Raw genomic sequence first — 5153 nt, 5'->3', positions numbered from 1 at the left:
AGCTGCTCCATCCGGCCGACCTTCAGCCAGGTCCGCTTGAAGATCGCCTCGCGCTCGGCCTGGAAGAACTCCTCGGAAATCGAGTCCTCGTAGTCCACCGGACCGGTACCAAGATCCGGATAGTTGGGCGTGAACTTGCCCCGACCGGTCGCCAGTCGCTCCTGGATGGACATCGGCCGTAACCCCTCTCGCAGGATTACTTCGTTCGCACCGCCGGCGAGCCCATGCCGAATCAGCGTTCGTATGCCTTGTGTGAGACCAGTTCGCGTGTCGGACGACTCCGTACGCCGGACGACACCCGTGGATGGCATCTGTGCGGATCACGGCTTACGGTATGGGACTCTCGTCGAGCCGTGTCTGCTCCAACGCAATCTTGCCTGCCTCATGCTGAGGGAGTGTCCGATGAGCGTCGGACACTCCCCCTCATCCGTTCTCCGGTCGGACGGCTACTTCTGGATCCAGAGCTGTTCTGGGAGCAGTGAACCGAGTCCGTACTGGACGAGGCCACCGACGTTCTTGCCCGAGATGGCGCTGGGTTCCGCTCGGGCGAGGAAGACGATCGGAGCGAGATCGGTGAGGCGTTGTTGCACGGTGTCGTAGGCGGTTCTGCGTTCCTCTTCCGATGTCGCGGTCCGGCCGGTCAGGAGGGCGTCCTCGAGGTCGGGATCGTCGATGCCGGACAGATTCGCGGCCGAGCCACTGCCGAAGGCGGTCGATAGCCGCGGTTCGGGGTCCTGGAAGAAGGCCGACGAGGTGGCCGCGTCGAAGTCGTGCGTCGTGCGCAGCGCGGCGAGCTCGGTGACTTCGATGATCTTAACCTGGGCCTTGACGTTGGTGAAGGTGCTCAGCTGGGCCTGGATGTTCTCCGCCGTCGTCCTGTTCTCGGTGGTGGGTGCGCTGGAGAAGGTGAAGGACACCGGCTTGCCCTCAGCCGCGAGCTCGTCGAAGAGCCGTTGGGCCTTCGCCTTGTCCGTGCTGCGCAGCGGCGTGTCCGAGTGGAACGGTGAGGCCTTGACGAACAGGGTGTCGACGGGCTCGGCCTTGCCGTTGTAGACGGCCAGGTTCAGCGCGTCCATGTCGAGGGCGGCGGCCACGGCCTGCCGGGCACGGACGTCGTTGAACGGCGCCCTGCGAGTGTTCAGTGCGATGAACGTGCCGCCGCTGAGCTTCATGACGGTGTTGGGCAGACCAGCCTGGGTGGCCTTGTCGATGTTGACCGGGTTCGACTCGACGGCCACGTCGGCGCCGCCGGTGAGCACCGTGTTGTAGCGCTGGCTGGCGTCGGAGGTCGTGCGAAGGGTGAGGCGGTCGAGGTAGGGCTTGGGCGCGTCCCAGTAGCGGGGGTTCTTGACGAGTTCGATGCTGGCCTGGCGGGTCCAGCTCTCGAGTGTGAACGGCCCGGCGCCGATCGGGTTCTTGTCGAACGCCTGCTGGCCCTTCCGCAGCGCGGTGGGAGAGGCGATCCAGTTCAACGTCGAGGTGATGACGGACTGGGCGTACTTCGGCGCGGGGGCCGTCATCGTGACCGTCAGTGTGACGTCGTCGACAACCTCGGTCGAGGCGATCATCGACGCCTCGGAGAGGTTGGTCGCGCGGGTGGCCGGGTCCTTGATGCGGTCCCAGTTGAACTTCACGGCCTCGGCGTCGAGGGGGGTGCCGTCGGAGAAGAGCAGCCCGGGACGCAGCTTCAGGGTGAAGGTCGTGCCGTGGTCGGTCGTGGCGAACGACTCGGCCATCGTGTACTGGATCTCGCCCGCCTCGTCGGTGGTCATGAGAGTCCCGTACAAGGCGTTCCCGATGACGCCGGTGGTCGCGTAGGCGTTGCCTAGGGCCGCGGGATCCAGGGTGCGCGGGTCGCTGAGGGTGAGGACCCTTCCGTGACCACCCGCGACCGGATCGCCGGAGGCGCCGACGGCCGGGCCGGAATCGCCACCGCCACCGCCACCGCCACCGCCACAGGCACCCAGAACGAGCGCCGCACAGCAGGCCGCTGCGGTGGCCATTAATCGAGCCCTACGAGGCATCGTTGACCTTTCCTGATCTCTCGTTTCGCGTTGAGGTCGACTGTCTTGTTCCAGGAACAGCCGTCTCCACAGGGGAAATAGATTCCACAGAATATGATCAAGCGGGTCTGTTACATCAGCAATATCCGCCGCCTCGGCGACCACCAGGTGTAATCGATTCATGCGTCAACATGCCGGGCCCGGTCCCCGGAGTTCACGGGCTCCGATTCCCGCCCAAAGTGATCGTGCTCGTGGTCCGCCGGTATCCGCGATTCACATTGTTCTACCGGGACCCGGCCGGCGGGTCCGACTCTACCTAGTGGTTGGCCTGTACGGCCAGGTCGTGGACGTCCTTGGAATGTAACACCCCCGAGCCAGGTATTCCTGCCGTTCGTTGTCCGTCACTTCTCGGAGCCCGGGTCCGGGTTCGTGGATGTGCTTTCCAGCGTTACCAGGGCCTGCTGGGCGAGTTCCGCGAGCGTGGCCGGCTCGAGTACGCCGCCGGTCCGGCCGACGTCGAGCATGATGCCGACGTCCTTGCGTAGCAGCGACGCGGCCTGGCGCAGCCCGGTGGTGTCGAAACCGGAGGCGGCCAGGATCGCGGCGGCCCGGCTGCCGCCGGTGCCGTGTGCCAGCACCTGCGCCACGGCGCTCCGGGTCATGCCGAGCCCGTCGGCGAACGAGTAGGTGTCCATCGCCAACGCGACCTGCGCGGTGAAGACGAAGTTGTTCAGCAACTTCGCCTGCTGACCGCTGCCGAGCGGGCCGAGATGGATCAGCGGGTTGGCGAAGGTCTCGAGGACGGGCCGGCACCGCGCGACGGCCTCGTCGTCACCGCCGGCCATGACAAGCAGCCTGCGGTCGGCCGCCGCACCACCCCCACCGCTGACCGGGGCATCGACGATCGCGACGCCTTTCTTCGCCGCCTCGTCGGCGAACCTCCGACAGGAATCAGGATGGATCGTGGAGTGGATCGCGATGACCCCGCCGGGCGACATTCCCGCCAGGACACCGTCGGGGCGTAGCAGCACGTCCTCGACATCGGCATCTGCGACGACGCAGACCCCCACCATGTCGCACGCCGCGCCGAGTTCGGCCGGGGTCGGCGCTACGACGGCGGCAGTGTCGGCGAAAGAGGCCACAGACTCAGGACGGCGGGCCCAGAGCGTCAGCGGGTACCCGGCGTCCACAATGCGACGTGCCATCGGCCCGCCCTGACTGCCCAGCCCGATGAATCCGACTCGCATCATCGGTCCACCCCTCAGATCTCCTTGCCGAGGCGGGCGAGGTAGGCGTCGACGTCGGCGCCGTGCTCGCGGACTTCGTCGGCGGCTTCCGGCGCCGTGAGGATGAGGAAACGGCCGTCGACGACGCCCTGGGCGACGAGCTCACCGACCGTCTCGGGGTCGAGGACGGGGAAGCTCGGACCTCGCGGCTGGGACTGCTCCCCGTAGAGGGTGACCTGCTCGACGATGTTGGTCGCGACGCCGGCAGGACACAGACAGGACACGCCGATCCCGCGCGGCCGCAGGTACAGCGCGAGCGACTCGGAGAGTCCGACGACCGCGTGCTTGGTCGCCGTGTACGGCAGCCGGTCGAAGCCGTAGGGCAGCAGCCCCGCTGTCGAGGCGGTGTTGACCACGTGACCGGACCCCTGTCCGAGCAGCAGAGGCAGGAACACCAGATTGCTGCGGACCACGCCGAGCAGATTGACGTCGATGACACGCTGCCACGCCTCGAGCGGGATCTCCTCGACCGGACCGACGGCGAGGATCCCAACGTTGTTCATCACCAAGTCGACCCGGCCGAAGTGGTCGAGCGCCAGGTCACGGACCGCTTCGAGATCACCGACGCTGGTCACGTCGCACCGGCCGCCGACAGCCCGTTCCCCGAGCTCGCCGGCGACGGCGGCCGCGCGCTCACCGTCGACATCGGTGACGACGACGCGCGCCCCGCGCCGAACGAAGGCATGCGCGGCGGCGCGACCGATGCCACTGCCCGCGCCGGTGATGACCGCGACGGCACCGTCGAGATCGATGCTCATGAGTAGTCGTCCAGTTCGTCTGTGAGAGGAGTCGGAGAAGAGCTGCCCGGCGGCCGGACTACCTGCTCCTTCGCTGACGTGGAGATCATCAGCACCTCAGTCATCGAAGCACGCTGGACCATGAGAGTCAACCGCCTTAGATTGCAGTCGACCGCATGAACGAACACGAGGGAGCGTCCGTGGGCACAGCAGAAACTGCTCAGACCTACCGCGAGGTCATGACCGTCGAGCCGCCGGAGGCGGCGACACCGGTCGAGGCCGCGGCCCGGGACTTCGTGTTCGGCCAGGTGTGGTCCCGGCCCGGCCTGAGCCGGCGTGACCGGCGATGGGTGACGCTGACCTGCGTCGCCGCGGCGGACTCACCTCATCCCATCGACGCCCAGGTCTACGCCGCACTCAACAGCGGCGACATCGATCTTGAGGAGATGCTCGAGTTCGTCCTGCACTTCGCCGTCTACCTCGGCTGGCCCAAGGCCTCCCACCTCGAAGGCGTGATCCTCCGGCAGTGGGCGCGCATCCAGCAGGAACGCGGCGAGGAGGTGACCACCCGGCGCCCGCCCCTGAGCAACGACACGCTCGGACCGAACGACTGGGAGCAGCGGCTCGAGCGCGGCGTGAAGGAGTTCATCGACGTGAACCTCACGCCCGCCCCGGGGCCGGAGACGCCGTACCGCCACGCCGGAATCCTCAACTTCGTCTTCGGGCACGTCTGGCAACGCCCGGGACTCACCCGCCGGGAGCGACGCATCATCACCGTCGCGAGCGTCGCGATCTGCGACTCACCGACGCCCCTGAAGACACACGTCGGCGCCGCACTGCGCTCCGGCGACATCACGGCGCAGGAGATGGACGAGATCGTGCTCCAGTTCTCCGCCTACTACGGCTTCGCCAAGGGCGAGGCACTCGGCGACGCCGCCAAGAGCACGCAGACCTAGAAGCTTCCCTGAGCTCACACAACCTCGACGGAGGGGTTGCAGCCTTCTCTGCACCATGTCAAGCGAAATCAGCAGTCGAGGCCCCGGACTCCTATTGAGGTGGGGCCCGTTCTTCGGACAGTGATCCCTATGAGGGATAATTGATCCGTGAACGGAGGAGATCAATGAGTC

4 protein-coding genes and 1 pseudogene are annotated in these 5153 nt (G+C 66.8%); 1 reads left to right on the top strand and 4 read right to left on the bottom strand.

Annotated elements, in window-relative coordinates; translation table 11 throughout:
- The 4 genes and pseudogenes from MXD62_RS26895 to MXD62_RS26880 all read right to left on the bottom strand — a co-directional run.
- Positions 1-173 (bottom strand): annotated as a pseudogene (locus MXD62_RS26895) (aromatic ring-hydroxylating dioxygenase subunit alpha); the annotation flags it as partial.
- Positions 174-446: 273 nt separating this feature from the next.
- Positions 447-2024, bottom strand: coding sequence for an ABC transporter substrate-binding protein (locus MXD62_RS26890; RefSeq protein WP_248832206.1), 1578 nt, complete (start codon positions 2022-2024; stop codon positions 447-449).
- Positions 2025-2404: 380 nt separating this feature from the next.
- Positions 2405-3250 (bottom strand): NAD(P)-dependent oxidoreductase, encoded by an 846-nt coding sequence (locus tag MXD62_RS26885; RefSeq protein WP_285224199.1) that lies wholly within the window; start codon positions 3248-3250, stop codon positions 2405-2407.
- A gap of 14 nt (positions 3251-3264) precedes the next feature.
- Positions 3265-4047, bottom strand: a complete 783-nt coding sequence (locus MXD62_RS26880) for an SDR family oxidoreductase (RefSeq protein WP_248832204.1) — start codon at positions 4045-4047, stop codon at positions 3265-3267.
- 179 nt (positions 4048-4226) lie between these two features.
- Between MXD62_RS26880 and MXD62_RS26875 the strand changes: the two genes are divergently transcribed.
- Positions 4227-4982, top strand: coding sequence for a carboxymuconolactone decarboxylase family protein (locus MXD62_RS26875; RefSeq protein ID WP_248832203.1), 756 nt, complete (start codon positions 4227-4229; stop codon positions 4980-4982).
- Positions 4983-5153 lie beyond the last annotated feature (171 nt).

It is taken from the genome of Frankia sp. Mgl5 (assembly GCF_023242985.1).
Lineage (GTDB): Bacteria > Actinomycetota > Actinomycetes > Frankiales > Frankiaceae > Parafrankia > Parafrankia soli.
The sequence above is the reverse complement of the archived record's forward strand: the minus strand, read 5'-3'. Positions and strand labels throughout refer to the sequence as shown.